Genomic DNA, 19098 nt, shown 5'->3' with positions numbered 1-19098 from the left:
CGACAATGCCCGCAAACGGCCCGTTCCTCGGACAATTTCGCGATGCGGTGATCCGCAACGACTTCATTCAGTGCCTCGGTGGCTCATGCCTGACGACCACGGACATCAAGTTCACGTATTCCTTCGAAAACTTCTTTCATCCCTACGTGGGTGAACTGGTCGAGCAGCTCAACCGCAAATCACTGGCCGGACTGCTCGACCCCGATTTCCTGCAGGCCCTGACGGACGACTTCTTCGAAAAGTCCTACCAGGAACGCGTCAGCGACGTGGTGGGCATAACGAGCCGGCCGAAGGAAATCGATCTCAGCGAGGCCGGCCCCTACTCGTGCTACAACTGGGAGCTGTTATTCCACGTTCCGTTGACGATCGCTGTTCATCTCAGCAAGAACCGGCGCTTTGCCGAAGCACGACGCTGGTTTCATTACATCTTCGACCCGACTTCGACCGACACATCTCAGCCGGTGCCGCAACGCTTTTGGAAGTTCTTGGCTTTCCGCAATGCCGGCCACAGCAATCCGATCGACGTTCGATTGCAGGTCCTGAGCAAGCCGCTCGAGGAGTGTACGGCCGACGAGCTCCAGCTCAAGCAGAGCATCATCACGGGCTACGAGGCGATCAAGAACCACCCCTTTGCGCCGCACATGGTGGCACGCACCCGCATCGTGGCCTACCAGTACAACGTCGTAATGAAGTACCTGGATAACTTGATCGCTTGGGGCGACGACCTCTTCGCGCAAGATACCGTCGAGAGCATTCTCGAGGCTACGCAGTTGTACGTGCTGGCCGCAAACCTGTTGGGCCGCAAGCCTCAGCCGCTACCCCGTAGCGGAGTCGACCGCCCGACAACCTATTTCGAGCTGCGCAACAAGGGCCTCGACGAGCTAAGCAACGCGCTGATCGACTTGGAGAACAAATTCCCGCTGAGCTTGGGGTCGCCGACCGTCCAGGACGACAACCCCGACGCCGCCCAGGCACTCTTCGGCATCGGACGAACTCTGTATTTCTGCATACCGCGCAACGAGAAGATGCTGGGCTATTGGGACACGGTCGCTGACCGGTTGTTCAAGATCCGCAACTGCATGAACATCCAGGGAGTCGTGCGCCAACTCGCGTTGTTCGACCCGCCTCTAGATCCCGGCTTGCTGGTCAAGGCTGCCGCGGCGGGCATCGATATCGGCGCGGTCGTCAACGGCCTCAACGAGCCGGTCAGCCCGGTTCGCGCGTTGCAGATGATCGCCCAGGCCCGAGACCTGTGTGCTGAGTTGCGCAATCTCGGCGGCGCCCTGCTATCGGCGATCGAGAAGGGTGACGCCGAAGCGCTTGCACAGCTGCGCTCTCGCCACGAGATCCAGATTCAGCAAATGCAGCAGGAGGTGCGTTTCCTGCAGTGGGCGAACACGCAGGAGTCCACGAAATCGCTTTTGGTGAACCGTAAGTCGGCGCTGGAACGCTTGCACTATTACCAACGCCTCCTGGGTTCGCCCGCCGATCCCAACGCGCCGGACCAACTAGAACTGAATTTCGGCGGTCTCGACTTGACCGAAGAGAATTTCGCTGAGGCCTATCACGCTCTCGTCGGCCAGTATGACAAGCCGCTGACGCTACAGCAGCTGCCGAACCTCGCGCTGGCCGGCGACACGGCACCAACGGTGGTCTCGGGCTACTCGGGCAACGGGCATGTGTTCCTGTCGCATAACGAGGACGTGGAACTCAACGTTCACCTACCCATCGCCCGCGATACAACGCTGTTGAGCGCTGCGGCGCATTCCGTCGCCTCAACGCTGACTCCGATTCCCGATCCCAAAGTGAATCTGCACTTTTGGGGCCTAGGCGGCACGATTGACCTGAAGGTGGGAACGGTCCTATCCACCGTTGCCCGGCTCGCGGGCGACATCCTGGGCATCACCGCAGGATGGGAACAGAACCAAGCGGCGATGGCATCGCGGTATGCCTCTTATGAGCGTCGCGCTGACGAGTGGATGCTGCAACACAACCTGGCCGCCCACGAGCTGATGCAGATCGGGCGGCAGATTCTCACGTCGTTGATCGCAGAACAGATCGCGCGCCACGACTACTTGACCGTCAAGCAACAAATCGTCTGCGCCCAGGAGATCGACCAGACGCTGCGGGACAAGTTTTCCAATGCCGATCTTTATAGCTGGATGCAAGGAGAGCTGTCGCGGCTGTACTACGAGTATTACCGCTTCACCTGCGATACCGCGCGCCGCGCCGAACAACTGATGAAGCGGGAGCTGTTCCGGCCCGAAGTAACGGCCACCGATTACATCAAGTTCAACTATTGGGACGGCGGGCGCAAGGGACTGTTGTGCGCGGAGGCGCTGTACCTCGACATCAAGCGCATGGAGACCGCCTACCACGACAACAACAAGCGCGAGTACGAACTGATACGTCATGTGTCACTACGACAACTCGCGCCCGCTGCGCTGATCTCGCTCAAGACAACGGGTTCGTGTGAGGTGACCATTCCCGAATGGGTCTTCGACCTCGACGCCCCCGGTCATTACATGCGGCGCATCAGAAGCGTGGGCCTGTCGATTCCCTGCGTCAACGGGCCCTACACGAGTCTCAACTGCACGCTGACCCTGACGAAGAGTTCGATACGCACCGTGCCCTCGACCGACGGCGACTACCCACGGCAAGGCAGCAACGACAGTCGATTCGTCGACTACTACGGCGCCGCGCAATCCATTGTCACCAGCAACGGTCAAAACGACCGTGGGCTGTTCGACACCTCAGGTAGCGACGGACGACTGCTCCCGTTCGAAGGTGCGGGCGTGGAAAGCAGATGGACACTTCAATTGCCAAGTGATTACCGGCAATTCGACTACGCCACCATAAGTGACGCCGTCCTGCACATCCAGTACACCGCGCGCGATGGCGGCCAGCCGCTGCGCGACGCGGCGAGCGCCAATCTCGATGACGTCGTGGCCGACAGTGCCAGCGGGCTGGCACTACTTTTCAGCTTGAAACGTGATTTTCCGAGCGAATGGTCGGCATTTGTCAACAGCGCCAACGACTTCAAGGTTGCGATCCCGCGAACTCATTTCCCGTACCTAACTGCGAGCAAAGACATCACGATTGCGGGCTTCGAATTGTTCCTGCTTGTCGGCACGGATGCCGCCCACCAAAGCGTCGGCTCAGCAGCCGAGTTGAATACCGCCAGTGAATCATTGAAGGACAACGATGTATTCACCTTTAGCGCCGAAGCAGACGACCAGAAACTGCCGCGCGTCGCAACCGCCGACCCCTGGCTGATCGTCCGGTATACGCTCGGTTGACGGGGCCCTCGGCGCGGGCTGGCTAGCCCTTTCCAGCCAACTCATGAGCCACCGCATCGAATGCGCGAAGCGTGTCCAACATGTGCGGCTCATGAGATTGCGGCTGCGTGGATACCTTGGCGGCGACCACCTCCGCTGCGCGGTTGATGTAGATCAGCTGACCGCACATGCCCAGGCACAACACCACGTTGTTGCCCGGGTAGGGGAACCACATCTGGTTGCGATACATCCCGCCGGGCAATTCGGTGTCGTCGGGGCTGGCGGCGAACGCCTGGCGCGAGTCGGAGCCGCCGTCGAGGGTGTCGGCGATCCACGCCGCCGGCAGCACTTGCCGGCCGGTCAGCGAGACGCCGTCGCGCAAGAACAGCGACCCGAAGCGAAGCATGTCGGTCAAACAGGCGCTGACGCCCCCGTCGAAGAATCCGGTGCCGACCGTGTCCACGCCAATCGTGGCGTCGCATTGAGCGCCGATGCGGCTCCACACCAGTTCCGACATCAGTTCGGGCATCGGCTGGTCGCCGGCGACTTCACAGATCCAGCCCAGGACGTCGGTTTCACAGGATCGATATTGGAACGGACCGCCGTGCGCCGACTTCCGCCGCAACGTCAGCAGAAAGTCACGCAACGTGGACGGGGCATCCGGGCTGCTCCTCGGTGCCCAGCCCATCGCCTGGTCGAGCAGGTGTATTTCAGCGGCCGGGTCGTCATAGTTCTCGGAGAACTTGATACCCGACCTCATGTCCAGCAGGTGGCGCACCGTCGCACCGGCGTAGCCGCAGTTCGCCAGGGCCGGAACGAATGTCGTGACGGGCGCGTCGAGGTGGATCGCACCGGCCTCGTGCAGTGCGCCGACGACGGCACCCACCAGCGACTTGCTGACTGAGAACATCAGGTGCCGGGTGTGGGCTCCCATGCCGTGCAGGTAGTGCTCGGCCACTATCGAACCGCGGTGGGAAACGGCCCAACCGTCGGTCGCGGTCGCGGCCATCACGGCGCTAACGGTGGTGTCCAGCCCGCCGGTACGGGTCACGCCGATCTCGGCCACCGGAGCACAGGTAGCCGGCAATGTCGCGACCGGCCCGGTCCCGCGCGAGATGACTGCGGCCGGCACGAAGTCTTCGACGTGCTGAAATGACCACCGCGCGTAAGGCTCAGACAGCCAGTTGTCCAGTGAGATTCCGGCCGGGCGGCTCACGCTCTTGCGACGAGCCGCGAGACGATCGGCGTGGCGGGCGCCAGCGGTGTCGAGGCGAACTTCGCCTTCATGCCCTTAACCCAGCGTTGGCAGCGTTCGGTGAGCCGGTAGTCGTCGGTCTGCAAGTGTCCGCGGGTGACCAGCACCCCGAGTTGGGCTCCCTCGGAACGTAAGTCGCCGGGGGCCGCCACCCGCATGTAGAAGGCCTCCGACCCGTCGAGCAGCGTGGCCCAGTCGTTGGCGGTGCGCGAAAAGGAAACACGACCGTCGTCGTCGATGCGCCACACACCGGTGCGCGGCGTCGAGGTGAAGAGCTCGACGTCAGGCGATGTCTCCGTCAATATGACCTGGCCCCAGACCTCGTCCTCGCCATAACCGCGCTCCCAGCGCGCGTTGATGCCTTCGATGTCCAGCTCGTACTCCACATCCATGTACTCGAGCAGATGAAAGAGAAACAGCGGCATGTCGGCGTAGGCCTCGGTCGTCAGGTTCGTCATTGGGCTGGCACCGCTCAGGCGTGGGTTCACCTCGCCGAGGTAGAGCTGGTCGGAGTCCAGGTCATGCAGCAGGTCCACCTCGAAATATCCGCGGTATCCCTCGCGGCTCAAGATGTCGCCCAGCTTGCCCACCATTTCCCGGGCGGCATGCGTCTGGTCGGGCGGCAAAACTTCGCGCCAAATGTCGTTGCCGCACCAGGCGCCGCGGTGCGGAGTCAACTCCGGGTAACCGACGAGGCTGGTCATCGCGGGCCCGATCACGGTGCCATGGCGGGTGACGGCACCCTCGAGGCACACCTCGACATTGCGGATGCGCTTCATGACTTTGAATTCCTGCTGCGAGGTCAGGTCACCGGCGTGCTCGTCCCAATCGCGCTGGCCGCGCACGAAGAATGTCCCGCTGCCGGCCGCGCCGTACGGGATCGAGATGACGAGGTCGTCGCCCAATCCGGCGTTCTGCGCGAGCGTCATCAGTTCGTCGTAGGAGCTCGCCCGCCCCATCACGTGCGGCACACTCGGGACGCCCGCCTCGTCGGCCAGGCGGGTCATGACGGTCTTGGAACCCAGGCGGTTGCGCAGCTCGACGGGCGGATGCATGACCTCGAGACCCGCCTGCCGCGCCAGGGCCTGGGTCTCCTCGTCCATCATCACGAAGGACGCCTTGCCGCCGGGCCCTCGGCCCGCGATGAACTCCAGCGTCTCGGGATCACGCAGCAGGTGGTTGCACACGTCGCCCATGGAATCGAAATCAATGCGGTCGCGCCGGCGGGGTACGAACACACGTGAATGTATGCCCTCGAACGAGTCAAAGTAGGTCAGGTAGAAGAAGTTTCGTATCCAGCGGTCGATGCCGAGCAGGTTGAACGGGGTTGGCGAGATGAAGTACAGCGGCACGGTATTGGTGTGAAAGAACGCGCGTACGTCCGAGAGACCTTTCAGGACGCGACGCGGCTCGCACTGCGGCCCGGCGGCGGAGCCGATCACGCCGGCCGCGCTGTCGTCGGCGCGCTGGCGGTGAAATCACATAGCTTCATCCCACAAGTGTGGACCAGCCCCTAGCCGCGCGAAAGTTTGTAGCGCCGCGGCGTCGCCTCGCATGTCGGGCGAGCACGCGTCTTTACCGGTCTGCACGCGACCCGGTGAGCGCTCTTCGCGCAGCCAGATCCAGCGCGTACCCGATGACGCCGATGACTGCGATCACCCCGACCACCTGACCGTAGGCAAGCTGGTCGCGCGCGTTGAGGATCTGGTAGCCAAGCCCAGAGCGCACCCCGAGCATCTCCGCGGGGACCAACACCACCCAAGCGATGCCCAAGGCAACGCGCAGGCCGGTCTGCAGGTGACCACGGATTGCGGGCAGCACTACGACGGTCAATAGCTCGATCCGGCTCGCCCCGAATGACCTGGCCACCTGGAGATAGCCGGGATCGATCGCATGCACGCCGGCGGCGGTGTTGATCAGGATCGGCCACACTGAGGCCGCGGCAATGAGAAAGATGACCGGTTCGTCGCCGATTCCGAAGATTGCCACCGATATTGGCGCCCACGACAGCGGTGAGATCATGCGCAGAAATTGCACGACGGGGCGGGTGGCGCGGTCGGCGGTGTCGCTGAGCCCGATGAGCAACCCGGCCGGAATGCCGATGACGGCGCCGACGAGCAAGCCGGCCAGCAGTCGCCATAGGCTGACGCCGGTGTCGGGCAGGAGCACGCCACGGTCGGAAAGTTGGGCCAGGCCACTGATCACTTTGAGTGGCGTGGTCTCGCGCAACAACGACTGCGCAGGCGCGACGACGGCAGTGGCCAGCCACCACAGCGCGACCGCCGCGGCGATCGCGAGGGCCGGCGGCAACCAGCGCTGAACGAACGACCATCGGGCGACCGGATCCTGCTGCGGCACAGAGGTAGCCAGGGTAGTGGTCTTGCTGGTAGTCATCGCGTCTGCACCTGTTCGGTTCGGTTCAAATCTGTTGGCAAATCAAAGGTTTCGGGACCGCCGCGCGCGGCCATCGCGGCCCGCACGAAGCTGTCGTCGACCAGCTCCGCGTGCACGGCGGCCGGATCGAGGCGGTCCAGGAACCCCCGGTCGCCGTCAACGACGGTGTCGTGCATCGTCTCCACCAGTCGCTTGGTGAAACTCGGGAAGGGAAACGGCTGGAAACCCAGGCGTTGCGGTTGCCACTCGGTGTGCAGAAACCGATAGTCCTGCGCGCGGTAGCTCAGCGCGGTCTTGATAGCCGGCAGCGGTTGCGGCAGGTAGGTCCCGGCCGACAGAGCCACCGCGGCGGCGCCCCGGTCGACGTTAATGCGTTGCTGCGCAGCCACTATCGACTCGACGAGCGAGGCGGTCGCTTGCGGGCGCTGCTCAATGAGGTCATCGTGCGCCAAGACCACACAGCAGGCGTGGTCTCGCCACACGTCGCCGAGAAATGTGTGGATGCGGCCAATCTTGCGCGCCTGGGCCATGGCGTTGAACGGGTCGGCCACCACATAGCCGCTGATCGATCGGTTAGCCAGCGCCGGCACCATGTCCGACGGGCTCATGACGATCAGCTCCACGGTCCGGGCGCTGCGCGACGCGCTTCGGCGCACCACCGGCACCAGGTCATGCGCGCGCAGCAGCTGCTGCAGGATGATGTTGTGGATCGACCACCAAAACGGTATGGCCACTTGGGTTCCGGCCAGCTGTCCCAGATCGGTGATGTGCGGTGCCACAGTCAACGCCGAACCGTTGGTGTGGTTCCAACTGAGCACCCGAATCGGGCTGCGCAGCAGAAAGTGCAACTGGATCGCGGTAGGCATCAGCATGTGGACGGCGTCGACCTGACGGGTCACGAACGCTTCGGCGAGCGAGGCCCAGCTGCGAAACAGCACCGGCTTGGCGGCACTGATCACGCCGGGCTGATACAGCGCGGCGGCGTGCGCGATCAGCAGCGGTGCCGCGTCGGTGATGGGCAGATATCCGACGCGCAGCTGCCCACTGGTGTTCGTGCGGTCGATGCTGGCCGCGTGAGCCAGGTCGGCCACCCCGGCCAAGCCACCCGCCGCGGCCAATGCGACCGCGCCGGCCAGCAGAGTCCGGCGGGTAGTCACTGTTCGACCAGGCGGTAGTGGTCCAGAATCTCCTGCCTGAGCTGCGATTCGGCGGGCTGCCATTCGCGGCGGATCCGACCGTCGGGCCCCAGTAAGACCACGCGACTGGCCAACGACAGCGCCTCATCGACGTCGTGTGTCACCAGGACGACGGTGACTTCGAGCTCGGCAGCAAGATTGGCCAGCCACAACTGCAAATCGGCCCGGATGGCCGGGTCGAGCGCACTGAACGGCTCATCGAGCAGCAACAGCCGGGGCCTGGTAGCGACCGCACGGATGATCGACACCCGCTGCGCCTGCCCACCCGAGAGCTGATCGGGGTATCGGTCGGCCACCCGCTCCAGGTCGAAACGGCGCAGCAATTCCTGGGCATAGTGCCGCTGGAACGACTGACGTTGGGCCGCAAAGCGTCCCGCGAGCAGGACGTTCTCGCCGGCGGTCAGCCACGGCATGAGCAGCGGCTGTTGGAATACGACCCCGGTATGCGGCCGTGTTTGGCCGTTGCCGTTGGCCCATTCGACGGTTCCCGACGAAAGCGTCTCCAGGCCGGCGATCACCCGCAAGAGTGTGGACTTGCCGCTGCCGCTGCGTCCCAGGATGGCCAGGAAATCGCCGTCGTCGATGGTCAGATCGATGTCGCTGAGCACGTGGCTGTCGGCGTCAAAGCGCTTGTGGCCACCAATGATTCGTACCGTCCCCGCTCCCACGTTAGGTGACGTTGCCATTTGCCGGAGCACCCTGTCTACGCGCGCCGACGCGGCCGCGCCGGCCGCATCGGGGCCGCCGCCGACCTTTGGTCGCGCACCCCGGCGACGGCTCCCCGGTCGGTCGGTGCCTACGAAACAGGTTGCGGTGCAAGGTTTCCAGCGTGTCGCGTTAGCGGCCACCGATACTGCCGGTTCGTCAGCGCCAACGGCAACCGGCCCGGCTTGCCGGCAATCAGATCCCGCTGATCGGAATCGTCAGGAGCAGGCCTGTCGGATCGGTCGCGACGGCGGTATTTTCTCCTGACACCCCTTGTGTCGAAGGAGCTGCAAATGGGGTTCATCCAGCCCAACCTGCCCGTAGTCGACGCCGAGTGGAGCAAGCGCCCCCGTGCCGAGCGCATCGTCCCAATGGCGCGCCACATCGCCCAGAACGGGTTCGGCACTCCCCTGGTGATGCACGTGATGTACGGCGTGAAGATCGCGCTGTACATCCTGGGCGGCTGGCTGTTTGCGTTGGCCACGAAGGGGGTCGACGGCTTCACCAACGTTGCCGCGTGGTGGACGGAGCCGATCGTGTTCGAGAAGGCCGTGCTTTTCACCATGCTGTTCGAAGTCGTGGGCCTGGGGTGTTGCTTCGGCCCGCTGGCTGGACGCTACTTCCCGCCGATGGGGTCGATTCTGTACTGGTTGCGCCCGGGGACCATTCGGCTACCACCTTGGCCGGATCGGGTGCCGCTGACCAGAGGGAGCAACAGAACCCCGTTCGACGCGCTGCTCTACGCCGCCCTGCTGGCGTTGCTCGTCATAGCGTTGATGTCCGATGGCACGGGGCCAATTCCGGTTTTGGACACGGCAATTGGAGTGCTGCCGCGGTGGCAGATCGTCGCCATCCTGTCGGTGCTGGCCGTACTCAGCCTGCGTGACAAGATCATCTTCCTGGCGGCTCGCGGCGAAGTGTACGCGCCGCTGGCGCTGGTGTTCGTGTTCGCCGGCGCCGACATCGTGGTCGGGGCCAAGGTGGTTTTCATGGTGATCTGGCTGGGCGCGGCCACGTCGAAACTCAACCGGCACTTCCCGTTCGTGATCTCGACGATGCTGGCGAACAACCCGTTCATCCCCGCCGGTTTTCTCAAGCGGTCGATGTTCAAGCGCTATCCAGATGACTTGCGGCCCAGCGCATTGGCCGGCTTCATCGCCCACTTCTCGACGGCCGTGGAGGGGCTGGTGCCACTGGTGCTCTTCTTCTCCCACGGCGGCTGGCCGACGGCCGTCGCCGCGTTCGTGATGGTCGTGTTCCACCTCAACATCCTGCTGGCCTTCCCCATGGGAGTGCCGCTGGAGTGGAACGTGTTCATGATCTTCGGGGTGTTGTGGCTGTTCGTCGCGCATGCGCAGCTGGGATTGTCGAATGTCGGCAACCCCTGGCCCATCGCCGTCTTGTTCGTGGTCATCGCCGGTACCGTCGTCGTCGGAAACCTCTATCCCCGCAGGGTTTCCTTCCTGCCCGGCATGCGGTATTACGCCGGCAATTGGGACACCACACTGTGGTGCGTCAAGCCGTCGGCCGACGAGAAGTTCCGCATCGGTTCGCGCGCTCTGGGCCCGATGTATCACCTGCAACTCGAGCGGTTGTACGGCAACAAAGAGGACGCCCTGATCCCCCTTCATCTCGGATATGCGTTCCGCGGGATGAACTCACACGGACGCGCGCTGATGACGCTGGTCCACCGGGCGCTGGCCGGCTTCGACGAAGACGACTACACGCTGTGCGAGGGCGAGCAACTCTGCGCGATGGTGCTCGGCTGGAACTTCGGCGACGGGCATATGCATAGCGAGTGCCTCATCGAGGCGCTCCAGGAGCGCTGCGGGTTCGAGCCGGGCGAGGTCCGGGTGGTGATTCTCGACGCCCAGCCCATCCACCTCAAGACGCAGGAGTACCGGCTGGTCGATGCCGCAACCGGGGAATTTGAGCGCGGCTACTGCGACGTCGACGACATGGTCACCACTCAACCGTGGGCCGACGACATACCAGTGCACGTCCAACAGGCTCGGGTGTGAGCCCACGGCGGGCGTTCGGCGATTTCTCCGCCCAGGAGTGACGCTGGAATGCCTGGATGCACACTCAACGGCCCCGGTGATCAGGCCAGGCTCAGCGGTTCCTCACCCGGTGCACCACCACCACGACAACGATGGCGCCGACGCCGGCCAAAGACACCGTGACCGCGGGTTTCTTGACGAATGCGATCACCCGGACCTTGACGTCGTCGGCCAGACGGCGAGGGTTGGCGCGCTGCGCAAGTGAATCAACGGTGGCCGCCAGCTGGTCGCGGGCGACGTCGATCTCCTGCTTGATGGTGTCGGGATCGCGGTCCGCCACGTGTCTGTCCTCCAACTGAGCCTGGTGCCCCTGCCCGCACTACCCTAGAGCAGCCGGTGCTGGTGTCCCCAACCCCGTCACGACATCAACGAACCGGCTACCCGCTCAACGTGCGTCGGAACAGCGAAAGCGGTAAAGCGACAGCCGAATTACACTGGAGGGCTATGCGCCAGCAGTTGCGTGTCGAGACGGCTCGTGTACAGACGATGGCAAGCCGCTGGGTGGCGTCACTCGGCGACCCAATCGAAACGGTCGGCCCGCCGAGATCGGGTTGGCAACCCAACGCAGCGCAGCGGCGGTTAGCGCCGCCCACGCGGACATCACAAGCTTCACGGCGTCGCTGGCCGCACAAATCAGGTCGCACATAGCGCACGTCACCGAGGCTGATACTCGATACCTCGGCACGAGGAAAACTCGAAAACCATGCTGGCCGCTGTGCTCTGTCACGTGACGGGCAGTTAGCAGATGTCTGCCGTCGAGTCGTTTCCCAGCCTCTCGCATCTATTGGCCTGGCCGACCGAACATCTGACGGAGGCAGCGGCGCATTGGGAGGCCGTCGGCAAACGATGCTACGAAGTCGCGAGCCTAGTCTGGCAAGATGCGTTATCCGTTGACTGGGATGGAGAAGCCGCCGAAAAACTGCGCTCCGCGACACATGCCGACATGATGGTGACCAGCGCCGTTGACGACCAGCTGCATGAGGCGGCCAAGATTGCGCGCGGAGCCGCATCGGATCTATATTCGGCCCGCTCACGAGTGCGGTATGCAGTCGAGGACACCCGAGCGGCGGGCTTCGACGTGGGCGAAGACCTCGCGGTTACCGATCGCCGCACCGGCGGATCGCCGACACAGCGAGCCGCGCGGCAGGCGCGAGCACGCAACCTCGCCATGGACATCCGTCACCGGGCCGACCAATTGATCAATCTGGATCAGCATGTCGCCAACAAGATCACTGCCACTATTGCCGGTGTTAGCAGCCATTTCCGGGAAAGTCACATCTCGACGGTGGCACCGAGGGACCAACACAACAGCATCCAATCCGTCGATAACCGCCTGTGGAAACAAGACCCGAGCCCGGCGCCCATGCCTAAGCCTGGCCCCACAGCAAACGACGTGCGGGACGCGATCAAGGGTCTCCCGCACGGCAGCCGCCCCAACTATTTGGAAGTGCGCAGCCCAGAAGACTTACAGAGGTTCTGGGAATGGGCAACGGGTAATGCCCCGCCGTACACTCCCTCGAAGCCGTATCGGGGGGGCAGCGGAATCCTGCGGCGGCTTCCCGATGGAACAATCGCCGGATTGGGGCCCAGCGGCCAACACGGACCCACGATCGACTTCAGCTTTCCTGACGGCGGAGAGCCAATCAGGCTGCACGTCAATGCCACTACGGGCGGAGTACCAGACTTGCCAATGCCCGCCAGACCCGCCCTGCCCGAGCCGCCGCCAGCCGGGTCGCAGAACGTGCCTTCACCTAGGCCACGTCTACCAGTTGAGTTAGCGCCCGGCCGGCTAGGCCCAGCGCCACCATTCGTCGGTGGTGGCGCAGTACCCCCAGAATCCACCCTGCGCCCCATTCACCCGCCCCACAGCCACCACGGGCCGCCCGTACTGGGCAAAGATGAGCTGCCTGATTTGGACGAATTCAATCCAGGGTGACGATTGGATACCTGCGGATGCCTCAGTGCCGCGGGCGCGAAGAGGCGGTCCTGGTGAGAACGGTAGGCTGCGAGAACCGTTGCATATAGCCGGAGTTGGGCAGGAATTGGTCGATGAACACCGCACGCGAAATCGCACGCGAGGAGATACTGCTTGACGGCATGATCGATGCGGTGCACATGGCAGTCGTGGATTGGCATGTTAAGCAACAACATCCGTCCGCATCAGACGCAGAGATCCAAAACGAGACACTCGAGACGATTCGCTCGCTTGTCGGCGACGGACTCGTCAAAACGGGGTATCGCGGAGAGGACGGAAACTTTGTGCCGGAGTCCCTGGAGCAGTCGATGCAGGAACTCCGCGAGTCCTACGTAGCCCACTATGACGAACCAGGCGAATGGATGTGGTCATGCTGGTTGGAGCTCACCGAGAAAGGCAAGCAATTCGCAGTATCGACCGCCAAGGGCCACCAGCTAGCTCGACGCGAAAACGAACGAAAGAGTCTCCCTTCTAACGACTGATGGACTCCGCTCCCACGTGAAGAGTCAGTACCGATATCCGCGTTCGGCAACAGAAAGGGCACAATTTTGACTGAGACCACGCGGCTAGCCCCCGGAGACAAAGCCCCTGCGTTCAGCCTGCCCGACGCCGACGGCAAGAAGGTCTCGTTGGCCGACTACAAGGGGCGCCACGTCGTTGTGTACTTCTACCCGGCGGCCTCGACGCCCGGATGCACCAAACAGGCCTGCGCCTTTCGTGACAGTTTGAGCGAGCTCAACGACGCCGGTATCGATGTCGTCGGCATCTCTCCCGACAAACCGGAGAAGCTGGCCAAGTTCCGCGACGCCGAAAAGCTCACGTTCCCGCTGTTGTCCGACCCCGAACGCAAGGTGCTCACGGCCTGGGGCGCGTACGGCGAGAAGTTGATGTACGGAAAGACGGTCACGGGCGTGATCCGATCAACCTTCGTCGTCGACGAAAAGGGCAAGATCGCGCTGGCCCAGTACAACGTCAAGGCGGTACACACGGCAACGAAGATCAAGCAGATCGTGGCCCAGTTTGGGTGAGCTGGTCCGTTCGGACAGCACGGGCGATATGGCGGACATCGTCGGCCGGCGGTGGAACGATCTTCGTGTGGAAGTTAGGGAGATGGCGGGCTGACCGCCGGATAACATGATTCGGCGCGCACCGTAACTCGAAAGCCGCATAGCTGACCTCTCTCCGATCGGAGCCCGAATGTTTACCACCGAGCAGCTACGCCTATCACCGGTGCATGAACGATTGCAGCTCACTGTGGTGCATTCCGAACCGGGTGTTGCCGTACTGTCCATGCCACTCACCGACGACATTAAGGGTGTCCAGGACGGCACCGTCCACGGCGGCATGCTCGCGACCTTCGCGGATGCTGCCTGCGCGTCATGCCTTTGGGGCACATACGATTTCGGCCGCGAGTTCACCGTCACCACCGACATCCACGTCCGTTACTACCGTCAGCCCAAAGGTGGCCCGCTCCTCGCGGAAGCCAAGATGGTACACAAGGGCCGGCGACTCCTCAGTGCGGAGTGCGTGGTCGTCGATGCAGCCCAACGCATTCTGATTCGGTCGACCGCCACCTTCATGCTCATCAAAGCCGACGGTTAGCCGCTAGACGGGTCAGCTCGCGCTGTCTGTATAACCGCAAGATTGGCCAGCAGCAGCGCCTCAGCCGTCGCGGCACGCTCCAGGACGCCCAGGTGCAGGCTTTCGTTGACGCTGTGTGCCTGGGTGTTTGGATCCTCCACTCCGGTGACGAGGATCTGCGCCTGCGGAAACGCGGCGGCGAATTCGGCGATGAACGGGATCGAACCGCCCATGCCCATATCGATGGCATCGACACCCCACGCCTGGCGAAACGCCGCCCGCGCCGCGTCGTAGACGGGCCCAGACGCGTCGATGTCAAACGGCTGAGCGATCTCCCCGCGGGTAACGGTCACCTGTGCACCCCATGGAGCGTTCCGCTTCAAATGCGCTTCCAGCGCATCAAGATGCGCCACCGCGTCACCGCCCGGGGCGACCCGCATACTCACCTTGGCCCGCGCCCGCGGCATCAGCGTGTTCGACGCGGCCGCAATCGAGGTGGTGTCGATGCCGATCACGGTGATCGCCGGCTCGGCCCACAGCCGTTGCGGCACCGAACCGGACCCGATCTCCGAAACCCCTTCCAACAGACCGGAATCCGCACGTACTCGCTCGCGCGGGTAGTCCACGTCGGCGGCGTTGCCGTAGTGCAGACCTGCCACCGCCACGTTGCCGTCGTCGTCGTGCAGGCTGGCCAGCAGGCGCACGAGCACAGCGAGCGCATCGGGAACCACACCGCCCCACAAACCCGAGTGCAGCCCGTGGTCAAGCGTGGCGACCTCGACCTCACAGTCGGCCAACCCGCGCAGCGACACGGTCAGCGCCGGAACATCGGTACTCCAGTTGTCCGAGTCGGCGATAACGATCACGTCGGCGGCAAGTGCGTCGCGGTGGGCGGCCAGGAACCGGCCCAGCGTCGGCGAGCCGGATTCTTCTTCGCCCTCGACGAAGACGGTCACCCCCACCGGCGGCCGACCGCCATGCGCCCGGAATGCCGCCAGATGCGTTGCGATTCCGGCCTTGTCGTCGGCGGTGCCCCGGCCGTACAGCCGCCCGCCACGCTCCGTCGGCTCAAATGGCGGTGAGGCCCACTGGCTGCGATCACCTTCGGGCTGCACGTCGTGGTGGGCATACAACAAGACGGTCGGCGCTCCCGGTGGCGCCGGGTGATGGCCGATGACCGCCGGCGCGCCGCCCTCGCTGACGATCCGCACATCGCCAAAACCGGCCTGCGACAACAGGTCTGCCACCGCCTGGGCGCTACGGTGCACCTCATCGTGGCGACCGGGGTCGGCCCATACCGATTCGATGCGCACAAGATTTTCGAGATCCTGTCGCACCGACGGCAACACCTCGCGGACCCGCTCAACCAGATCTGTCATGGTCTTGAGGCTAGCTTGGCCCGCGCCGGGCTATGGCGGCCGAAGCCGTCACCGGTGGAAGAACCCGGAATGCCCGCTCAGGCTGGCGGGGTATTCACTGAGATTTCCAACGCCCGAGTTGCGGATTCCGGTATTGCCGAAGCCCGAGCTGACACCGGGCCCGTTGCTGGTGCTGCCGAACCCGGTGTTCACATTGCCCGAGTTGAAGCCGCCGGTATTGGTGTTCCCCGAATTGCCGAAACCGGTGTTTCCGGCCCCGGCATTGAAGAAGCCGGTATTGCCTTCGCCGGAATTGAAGTAGCCCGAATCCCAGCGACCCGAATTGAACGAGCCGGTGACCTGGCCGGCGAGGTCGTCATGACTTGCTGAATTGAAGAAGCCGGTCGTGTAACGCGCGGAGTTGAACGCACCGGTGACTTCGCTGGCCGAGTTCCCGATACCGGTCGCCTCCAGGTCGGAATTCCAGAATCCTGTGCAGGTGCCACCAGTGGTCTGGAATCCGGTGTTATTGGTGCCCGAGATCTCGAAGCCCACATTGTGGAATCCCGAGTTGAAGACGCCCACGTTGTTGGAGCCGGAGTTGAAGAAGCCGATGTTGCCGCTGCCCGAATTGCCGAAGCCGATGTTACCGCTGCCGGTGTTCAGGCCGCCGATGCCGAACTGATGGTCGCCGGTGAGCCCGATGCCGATGTTTCCGTTTCCGGTATTACCGAAGCCGATGTTGCCGGTGCCCGTATTGCCGAAGCCCCAGTTGTGCTCGCCGGTATTCCCCGAGCCCCGGTTGAAGCTGCCGGTGTTGCCGCTACCGATGTTGGAGTTGTCGTCGCCGTTCGAGATGCCGACGTTGCCGAAGCCGAAGTTGCCATTTCCTCTGTTTCCGCCGCCGATATTTCCATCCCCGCGGTTGCCGAAGCCCACATTCTGGTTACCGGTATTACCGCCCCCAACATTGCTGCCGCCGGTATTGCCGCCGCCCATGTTCGTGGTGCCGGTGTTGCCACCACCCACATTCGAAGTGCCGCTGTTGCCGCCACCCACATTCGAATTGCCGGTGTTGCCGCCGCCGACATTGGAACTGCCCCGGTTGCCATTGCCCAGGTTGGTGTCGCCGGTGTTTCCGTTGCCGACGTTGTTATTGCCGCGGTTGCCCACGCCGAGGTTCCAGTTACCCAGACCCAATGCGCCGGCGACCTGAGCCTGCGCGCTTCGCAGCGACTGCTGCCAGGGCACCAATTGCGCGGCGGCGGCCGCAGCGCCGGCGTGGTATCCGGCCATCGCCGTCACATCCTGCGCCCAATGAACATCCGCAACGAGTTGATCTCCGGCGGCAACGCAGCAAAGTTAGGCAGCATGGTGTCTCCTCGATTGGCTTCTGCGGCAACGGCATTGGCAGTGGGGGCGCAGTGAGGCTATCCGCCGGATCGTTTGTTCGTAGCGAAATCGGCCGACCAACTCAGCGCTAAGCTTGGCCCGATGGCCACCGACGGTCCCGACCCCATCGCGCCGCTGTGGCGCGCAGCCCAAGTCTTCCGCCTGCTGAGCTGCGGCTACGCGCTGGGCTTCCAGATCGCCATCAATTCTGATCTGCGCCACCCCTTGCTGGCGTGGCTGCTGTTCGCGGTGCTGATCGCCTGGAGCGCGGCGTGTGCGGTTGCCTACTTGCGTGGGTTCGGCCGCACGACGGCTTGGGTGGTCGCCGAGATTGCCGTCGTCGTCCTACTCATGGCGTCCACCGAGATCGTCGCGTCCAGCCACTGGGCCCACGACAACCAGACTTGGCCGACCACCCTGTGGGCCACCAACGCCACCATTTCGGCGGCCCTGCAGTTCGGCCCGGCGTGGGGCATGCTGGCCGGCGTTGCGGTGACGGCCACCAATGAAGCCGTCAAGGGCTACCTCAACGTCAACCTAGGGCGCAGCGCCACAATCGTCGTCGAACTGGCGGTCGGCTTGGCGGTGGGCATGGCGGCGCGCACCGCATTGCGCGCCCACGACGAACTGCAGCGAGCGGCCCAATTGTCGGCCGCTCTGGAAGAACGCGAACGGCTGTCCCGGCAGGTGCACGACGGTGTCATGCAGGTCCTGGCTCTGGTCGCCCGACGAGGTAGCGAAATCGGCGGCGCCACATCCGAACTGGCTAAACTCGCCGGCGAACAGGAACGCACGCTGCGAAGCTGGTTGACTTCCACCGACATTGACCAAGACGGGCACAGCCAGGAGATTGACCTGCGCACGCTGCTGCGCCGCAGGGAGTCCGGCCGCGTCTCGGTGAGCTTGCCCGGAACCCCGGTGACGATGCAGCGGGCACTCGCTACCGAGCTGGATGCCGCGGTCGGCAACGCCCTGGACAACGTGCGCTTGCACGCCGGCCCCGACGCCCGCGCTTACGTGTTGCTGGAAGACCTCGGCGATTCGGTCACGGTGAGCATTCGCGACGACGGCATCGGCATCGCTGCCGGCCGGCTGGCGGAAGCGGCCGGCCAGGGACGGCTGGGCATCTCGAAGTCCATTGTGGGACGGTTGATGTCGATGGGCGGTACTGCGCAATTGCGCACCGAGCTGGGAGAGGGTACCGAATGGGAGCTGAGCGTGCCGAACCGACGGTGATGGTGGTCGACGATCATCCGATCTGGCGCGACGCGGTTGCTCGCGACCTCGCCGACGACGGGTTCAACGTGGTAGCTACCGCCGACGGCGTGGCCTCGGCGCGACGCCGCGCCGCTGTGGTCAAGCCGGACGTGGTGGTGATGGACATGCGACTTTCCGACGGCGACGGCGTGCGGGCAACCACGGAGGTGCTCGAGGTTTCGCCGTCCACCCGGGTGCTGGTGCTGTCGGCGTCCGACGAGCGCGACGACGTGCTCGAAGCGGTCAAGGCCGGTGCGACGGGATACCTGGTCAAGAGCGCGTCGAAAGCCGAACTCGCTGATGCCGTGCGAGCCACCGCGGCGGGGCGGGCGGTGTTCACTCCGAGCCTGGCCGGGCTGGTCCTGGGTGAATACCGGCGCATCGCGGCGAGCCCGGATGCCGGACCCGCGACGCCCAGCCTCACCGAGCGAGAAACCGAAGTATTGCGCTACGTCGCAAAAGGATTGTCCGCCAAGCAGATCGGCGAGCGCCTGTCGCTGAGTCATCGCACCGTGGAAAACCACATCCAAGCGACATTCCGCAAACTGCAGGTCGCCAACCGGGTGGAATTGACCCGCTACGCCATCGAGCACGGCCTGGACGGATGAGCCCTAGCCTTCTTTCGGCTTCAGCGAGTGTGAATCAGG

General features: G+C 64.0%; 15 protein-coding genes and 1 pseudogene. 7 read left to right on the top strand and 9 right to left on the bottom strand.

Going from position 1 to position 19098, the window contains the following annotated elements:
- Nucleotides 1-5: 5 nt before the first annotated feature.
- Nucleotides 6-3299, top strand: a complete 3294-nt coding sequence (locus BST12_RS11975) for a Tc toxin subunit A-related protein (RefSeq protein ID WP_083113348.1) — start codon at nt 6-8, stop codon at nt 3297-3299.
- A gap of 22 nt (nt 3300-3321) precedes the next feature.
- On the opposite strand, the gene BST12_RS11970 is transcribed toward BST12_RS11975, so the two are convergent.
- The 5 genes from BST12_RS11970 to BST12_RS11950 form a co-directional block, all read right to left on the bottom strand.
- Entirely contained in the window at nt 3322-4494 is a 1173-nt protein-coding gene (locus tag BST12_RS11970) for a serine hydrolase domain-containing protein (RefSeq protein WP_083113347.1), read from the bottom strand.
- Complete coding sequence (locus BST12_RS11965) at nt 4491-5975, bottom strand: biotin carboxylase (RefSeq protein ID WP_083113346.1); 1485 nt, start codon at nt 5973-5975, stop codon at nt 4491-4493. Before BST12_RS11965 ends, BST12_RS11970 begins: the two co-directional genes overlap by 4 nt.
- 133 nt (nt 5976-6108) lie before the next feature.
- Nucleotides 6109-6927, bottom strand: coding sequence for an ABC transporter permease (locus tag BST12_RS11960; RefSeq protein WP_083113345.1), 819 nt, complete (start codon nt 6925-6927; stop codon nt 6109-6111).
- On the bottom strand, nt 6924-8066 hold the full coding sequence (locus BST12_RS11955) for an ABC transporter substrate-binding protein (protein WP_245850267.1): 1143 nt from the start codon (nt 8064-8066) through the stop codon (nt 6924-6926). The genes BST12_RS11960 and BST12_RS11955 overlap by 4 nt, the downstream gene beginning before the upstream one ends.
- A gap of 14 nt (nt 8067-8080) precedes the next feature.
- A complete protein-coding gene (locus tag BST12_RS11950; RefSeq protein WP_372511011.1) occupies nt 8081-8791 on the bottom strand; it encodes an ABC transporter ATP-binding protein in 711 nt (236 codons plus the stop codon).
- Nucleotides 8792-9121: 330 nt separating this feature from the next.
- On the opposite strand from BST12_RS11950, the gene BST12_RS11945 reads away from it, so the two are divergent.
- On the top strand, nt 9122-10849 hold the full coding sequence (locus BST12_RS11945; RefSeq protein WP_083113390.1) for a DUF3556 domain-containing protein: 1728 nt from the start codon (nt 9122-9124) through the stop codon (nt 10847-10849).
- A gap of 91 nt (nt 10850-10940) precedes the next feature.
- On the opposite strand, the gene BST12_RS11940 is transcribed toward BST12_RS11945, so the two are convergent.
- Nucleotides 10941-11168, bottom strand: a complete 228-nt coding sequence (locus tag BST12_RS11940) for a DUF3618 domain-containing protein (protein ID WP_083113342.1) — start codon at nt 11166-11168, stop codon at nt 10941-10943.
- Between the two features lie 750 nt (nt 11169-11918).
- Nucleotides 11919-12164: a hypothetical protein gene (locus tag BST12_RS31975; RefSeq protein ID WP_170062108.1), complete on the bottom strand. Its 246-nt coding sequence runs from the start codon at nt 12162-12164 to the stop codon at nt 11919-11921.
- 773 nt (nt 12165-12937) lie between these two features.
- Here BST12_RS31975 and BST12_RS11930 point away from each other — a divergent pair.
- The 3 genes from BST12_RS11930 (at nt 12938) to BST12_RS11920 (ending at nt 14465) form a co-directional block, all read left to right on the top strand.
- Complete coding sequence (locus BST12_RS11930) at nt 12938-13345, top strand: hypothetical protein (protein ID WP_211281261.1); 408 nt, start codon at nt 12938-12940, stop codon at nt 13343-13345.
- A gap of 66 nt (nt 13346-13411) precedes the next feature.
- Nucleotides 13412-13891, top strand: coding sequence for a thioredoxin-dependent thiol peroxidase (gene bcp, locus BST12_RS11925; RefSeq protein WP_083113340.1), 480 nt, complete (start codon nt 13412-13414; stop codon nt 13889-13891).
- A 169-nt stretch (nt 13892-14060) separates the two neighbouring features.
- On the top strand, nt 14061-14465 hold the full coding sequence (locus BST12_RS11920; protein ID WP_083113339.1) for a PaaI family thioesterase: 405 nt from the start codon (nt 14061-14063) through the stop codon (nt 14463-14465).
- Here the strand turns inward: BST12_RS11920 and BST12_RS11915 are convergent.
- Nucleotides 14462-15823 carry a dipeptidase gene (locus BST12_RS11915; protein WP_083113338.1) on the bottom strand — a complete coding sequence of 454 codons (1362 nt, stop codon included), beginning with the start codon at nt 15821-15823 and terminating at the stop codon, nt 14462-14464. The two genes, BST12_RS11920 and BST12_RS11915, sit on opposite strands and share 4 nt — an antisense overlap.
- 102 nt (nt 15824-15925) lie before the next feature.
- A pseudogene (locus tag BST12_RS11910) lies at nt 15926-17119 on the bottom strand (PPE family protein); the annotation flags it as partial.
- 177 nt (nt 17120-17296) lie between these two features.
- On the opposite strand from BST12_RS11910, the gene macS reads away from it, so the two are divergent.
- Together macS and BST12_RS11900 are read left to right on the top strand one after the other, a co-directional pair.
- Entirely contained in the window at nt 17297-18430 is a 1134-nt protein-coding gene (macS, locus tag BST12_RS11905) for a MacS family sensor histidine kinase (RefSeq protein ID WP_083113336.1), read from the top strand.
- Nucleotides 18400-19059, top strand: a complete 660-nt coding sequence (locus BST12_RS11900; RefSeq protein ID WP_083113335.1) for a response regulator — start codon at nt 18400-18402, stop codon at nt 19057-19059. Before macS ends, BST12_RS11900 begins: the two co-directional genes overlap by 31 nt.
- The last annotated feature ends 39 nt before the right edge of the window (nt 19060-19098 follow it).

Source organism: Mycobacterium angelicum (assembly GCF_002086155.1).
In the GTDB taxonomy this organism is placed as follows: Bacteria; Actinomycetota; Actinomycetes; order Mycobacteriales; family Mycobacteriaceae; genus Mycobacterium; species Mycobacterium angelicum.
The sequence above is the reverse complement of the archived record's forward strand: the minus strand, read 5'-3'. Positions and strand labels throughout refer to the sequence as shown.

Coding starts and splice junctions, on each gene's coding strand:
- BST12_RS11975 (WP_083113348.1), top strand. CDS start 6: ATGCCCGCAAACGGCCCGTTCCTCGGACAATTTCGCGATGCGGTGATC.
- BST12_RS11960 (WP_083113345.1), bottom strand. CDS start 6,927: ATGACTACCAGCAAGACCACTACCCTGGCTACCTCTGTGCCGCAGCAG.
- BST12_RS11945 (WP_083113390.1), top strand. CDS start 9,122: ATGGGGTTCATCCAGCCCAACCTGCCCGTAGTCGACGCCGAGTGGAGC.
- BST12_RS11930 (WP_211281261.1), top strand. CDS start 12,938: ATGAACACCGCACGCGAAATCGCACGCGAGGAGATACTGCTTGACGGC.
- BST12_RS11920 (WP_083113339.1), top strand. CDS start 14,061: ATGTTTACCACCGAGCAGCTACGCCTATCACCGGTGCATGAACGATTG.
- BST12_RS11915 (WP_083113338.1), bottom strand. CDS start 15,823: ATGACAGATCTGGTTGAGCGGGTCCGCGAGGTGTTGCCGTCGGTGCGA.
- macS (WP_083113336.1), top strand. CDS start 17,297: ATGGCCACCGACGGTCCCGACCCCATCGCGCCGCTGTGGCGCGCAGCC.
- BST12_RS11900 (WP_083113335.1), top strand. CDS start 18,400: ATGGGAGCTGAGCGTGCCGAACCGACGGTGATGGTGGTCGACGATCAT.